At 36.2% G+C, this 4,835-nt stretch carries 2 protein-coding genes; both read right to left on the bottom strand.

The window, feature by feature from the left end; all coding sequences use genetic code 11:
- Positions 1-517 precede the first annotated feature (517 nt).
- Positions 518-1,693, bottom strand: coding sequence for a glycosyltransferase (locus tag F6K40_RS38745; RefSeq protein WP_293145179.1), 1,176 nt, complete (start codon positions 1,691-1,693; stop codon positions 518-520).
- Positions 1,694-2,330: 637 nt separating this feature from the next.
- Positions 2,331-4,265 (bottom strand): S9 family peptidase, encoded by a 1,935-nt coding sequence (locus F6K40_RS38740; protein WP_293145176.1) that lies wholly within the window; start codon positions 4,263-4,265, stop codon positions 2,331-2,333.
- Positions 4,266-4,835: the final 570 nt, after the last annotated feature.

Genomic DNA, 4,835 nt, shown 5'->3' with positions numbered 1-4,835 from the left:
GCTTCTCCCTGTTTGCTCCGCATTCCGCAGTCAAGTCAGAGGATTCAAAAAAATGATGAATACGCAAGAATTTTTCTTCATGAATGAAGAAGCTTTAAAGCAACATCAACGGGCTTGATTTTACTCCTTACTCCTTACTCCTTACTCCTTACTCCTTACTCCTTACTCCTTACTCCTTACTCCTTACTCCTTACTCCTTACTTATTACTCATTACTCATTACTCATTTTAATGTAGCTGATGACTAAACTGACTAATTCTTCTTAAAAAATACTTTTGTGAATAATTTTTGCTGATATTTTTTTTAGAGGATTATATTGTATATTTATATAGCAATCCTATTTTATTTGTCTATAAAAATCTTACCGCTTTTAGGGAACAGGGAACAGATGGGAATTTCGGCTTTTTTATCTACTTTTTGATTACCCGCAACCTATTTAGGATTGCTATATAATTTTTAATCCTACATTTTCAAGTAGGGAATTTGAGTTAAAACTTTGCTTCTAGCTACTTCAAAATCAACTTGGATAAACGCGTCCTTTCCAATAACCGCCCCGCCCTCTCCAGTGTCGCCAAGCTGAATCTATTGTAATTAATATATAAATCAAAGCAACAGTTGGTAAACTCATCGCATATATTGGTGAAAGTTGATAAAATCTTACAATAGGTAAGTAAGCTAAAAATATTAATAATCTTGCCAATAAAGCGATCGCTACTATTTGCCACCAACCAAAAATTATTCCTAATGAGGGAATTAAATAAACTAATTTCATTCCTATTACTGTTATTAATAACAAGATTGGAGAATAATTTAACTGAGTAAAAGCAGTACGAGCTACCATATTCCAAATACTCATTAAATCGGGATAAGAACGGAGACTTTTAGTCTCTAAAGTTAGTCCTAACCAAATCTTTTTATTTGTGGATTTTTGTTGAACAGTTTTAGCCAAAGCACAATCATCTATTAAAGCATTTTTAATAACCTCTATTCCGCCAACTTCATCTAAAACTTGCTCACGAATTAATATACAACCTCCGGCAGCAGCAGCGGTTAATTTTTGGGAATTATTTACCCATCTAAACGGATATAATTTTTGAAAGAAAAACACAAATGCCGGAATCATTAATTTTTCTGCTAAAGTTTCGCATTGTAGTTTCACCATTAAAGAAACTAAAGCTAAATTTTCTTGTTCTGCTTTAACAACAAGTTGACGGATATTTGTGGAGCTATGTTCAATATCTGCATCAGTTAAAAGAAAATAATCTGATGCTGGAGTTTGTTGTTTTGCATAGTTAATACCTTGATTAATTGCCCATAACTTTCCAGTCCAACCACCAGGTAAATCTGCTGCCGAAATAACTTCCAGTTTTGTATAATTATCACCTTCTTGAGCCAAAATTTTTACTAAATTGACTGTATTATCTTCACTATTATCGTCTACTAATATTATTTTTAAATTCCCTGGATAATCTTGATTTAATAGGGAATTTAGTGTTACTCGTAATAATTTTGTTTCATTTCGGGCAGGAATTATTACAGAAACTGACGGCCAATATTTCAGATTCTCAATTTCTGTTTCTGATGTTGGCAATAGTAGTTGGTCTACTAGCCAAAATTTCCCTCGAAAAACCAACAAATATATCCATATTATTAAGTTATAAATTACCGTTATGAAGAGATTTTTTTGCCCCATAAATAAACCTTTAATTTTACAATAAATAAATTACAAAAGTTTTATACTTGATGAGCTATAGAATTTTGACGGAATAGAAAACAAGGAGTAATGAGTAATGAGTTATGAGTAATGAGTTATGAGTAATGAGTAATGAGTCAAAGGCTAGTTAATAATGAATACAAATCTTCCCGGACTGCCCCCCCGATGATTAAAACTGTGGTCTATCCAGCATGAAAACTACTATAGTGGATAATTACCTCTCCCTTTTAGGAAGAGGATTAACTAAAAGGAAAAAAATAAATTTTTTCCTTTTAAAAGGGGAGGCTTTTAACCTAAATTATTTAATTAATAATTATTAATTATTCGGTAATACTTCTTGAGTATTTCAAGCCTCAGAGATACTGATAACTGATAACTGAAATATAGCAGTTGAAGCACAGGGCGCGGGCATTTATAAATCCTGTTTGCGGAGCATTTCCGCAGGAAAAACCTTCTGACAATTTACCGAAAAATAAAGGTTGAAAGGCTCTCCTTTCAAGGAGAAAAGAAAAAAATTCCTTTTAACCAATCCTTCTATTACAGAAGAGGTAATTATTAATTATTAATTATTAATTATTGAATATTCCCTATTCACGCTTCGCGTAGCACTATAAGTCTAAAGATTAATAATTTCCACCACTTCTAAATTATCAGCAGGTGTAAATCCAAAGACACGAGAATAAAAATAAAATTCTCCATCCAAAGCACGTTTAATATTCTCAGAACGGCGAAAACCATGTTGTTCTTCTGGAAAAGCAACATAAGCCACTGGCAATCCTTTTTCCTTCAAAACTTCTACCATTTTCTCCGCTTGATTTGGCGGTACAACTTGATCTTCTAAACCTTGGAAAAAAATCACAGGACAAGACAAACTCTCAGTAAAATTAATCGGCGATCGCTGTTGATAAATCTCTTTTTCTTCAGGATAAAGTCCGATTAATCCATCTAAATAACGGGATTCAAATTTATGAGTATCTGTTGCTAAAGCCTCTAAATCGCTAACTCCATAATAACTCGCTCCAGCTTTAAATACATTCCTAAAAATTAAAGCACATAAAGTCGTATAACCTCCGGCACTACCACCAGAAATAGTCATGCGATTACTATCTACTAATCCCTGTTTAGCTAAATATTTAGCGCCATTTACACAATCATCAACATCAACAATACCCCAATTATTTTTTAGTCTTTGCTGATAGTCTCTTCCATAACCAGTGCTACCTCCATAATTAACATCAAATAAGGCAAAACCACGACTTGTCCAATATTGAATTTTTAAACTTAAACTACTAGAAGTTGCTGCTGTTGGACCCCCATGACTTTTAACTAAAAGAGGTGGTTTTTCTCCTAAAGGTGCTGTGTAATCTTTATTAGTTGGTGGGTAAAATAAACCATAAGCAGTCTTACCATTTTCTGTGGGAAATTCTATTGCTTGAGGAATAGATAAATAACCAGAATCAATTTGTAAATTTGTAGAACTTTTTAAAACATTAATGTCACCTGTAGATAGATTTATTTCTATAATTGCACCAGGTTTTGTAGAAGAACTTCCCAGTAAATAAGCTCTGTCACCTTTTGTTTTTAAAGAACCAATAGAAGTATAGGGTATTTCTATTTCCTGTAGATGTTTTTTAGTAGTATGAAGAGTTGCCAAATGCCCAATTCCATTCTGAGCAAAAGTGCAGAGAATTTTGTTAGTTTCTGTGAAGCTATAAGTAGACATTCCAAATACCCATTGTGGCATTCCAAACTCGGCATCTAAAGGATACAATGGATCTACATTGGCCGTCTCAGTAACTCCTGGCACCTGATAGAGATTCCACCATTTAGAGCGATCGCTCACAAAACATAACATTCCATCGGGTGACCACTGGGGTTGAAAAATTGATTCTTCTTTGCCTCCAGCAACTAATTTCATTTTACCTAATGAACCATCTGTATTCACCGGAGCTACCCATAACTCTGTACCATCCCATGGCATATTTGGATGATTCCAACTAATCCAACAAAGTTGCGAACCATCCGGACTCAGACGTGGTGAGGCATAAAAATCATAACCCTCTGCTAATGTCTGGATATCTTCTCCATTTTTGAGGTTGATGCTAACTATCCTATTGACAGGTTCTCCACCCTTGGTGTGATCTTCCTGAATACAAATTAAGCGATCGCGATGTTTATCTATCACAGCATCAGCATAACGTAGATTTGCTTCGGGAGTTAAAGGTTGGGGTTCTGTACCTGGTGTTTGACGATAGAGACGTTGGTCCGCAAAGTTAGAAAAATAAATCGTATTATCTGCCACTAAAAAAGCTCCACCACCGTATTCATGGACGCGGGTGCGTACGTTAAAAGGTGGAGGAGTAATGTCAGTTGTCTGTCCATCTGGAGTGCGACCCACAATTACATTTCGTCCACCCTCTGAAGGTCGTCCTTCAATCCAGTAGACATTATTACCGTCAATGGTGATACTACTAAGTCCAATTGTCCCGGCCACAATTAAGTCGGTAGTTATAGGGGATTTCCAAGAACCTAATGGTGCTATTTGTGTCATTGTTAAGATGAATATATAGTGCGGTATTTACTATTTAATTGTGTCATTGTTGGTTGTCAAATTCTATATATTCCCTTTCATTTAAAGAATTGCTAGATTATTGAGCAACTGGAGCAATGGATAATTAACAACAAAGTAACTTTTATAACCCACATTCTGCACGACAAAATGTAGTATGTAAAATGTGTGAGGGTAGGAGTCAGGAGTCGTAGGGGCGTTTTCCTTTCCTGCGGAATGCTACGCAAACGGAATGCTACGCTTTCCATGTCGCGCAGCGTTAACAAAGTTATGCGCAGCTAAACGGCCGTTTGCTTCGCATAACTATCGTTAACCCCCGTACAGGAGGAATGGGGAATGATATCAAATCCGGTTGAATACTTATTATATAGTTGGGGGTGAGAAGTGTGGGAAGTGTGGGAAGGGTGGGAAGGGTGGGAAGGGTGGGAAGGGTGGGAAGTGTGGGAAGGGTGGGAAGGGTGGGAAGGGTGGGAAGGGTGGGAAGTGTGGGAAGTGTGGGAAGGGTGGGAAGGGTGGGAAGTGTGGGAAGGGTGGGAAGAGAGAGGTAAGAGG

The organism is Okeania sp. SIO3I5 (genome assembly GCF_010672085.1).
GTDB lineage: Bacteria > Cyanobacteriota > Cyanobacteriia > Cyanobacteriales > Microcoleaceae > Trichodesmium.
This window is presented reverse-complemented; position numbering and strand designations above follow the sequence as displayed.

Coding starts and splice junctions, on each gene's coding strand:
- F6K40_RS38740 (WP_293145176.1), bottom strand. CDS start 4,265: ATGACACAAATAGCACCATTAGGTTCTTGGAAATCCCCTATAACTACC.
- F6K40_RS38745 (WP_293145179.1), bottom strand. CDS start 1,693: ATGGGGCAAAAAAATCTCTTCATAACGGTAATTTATAACTTAATAATA.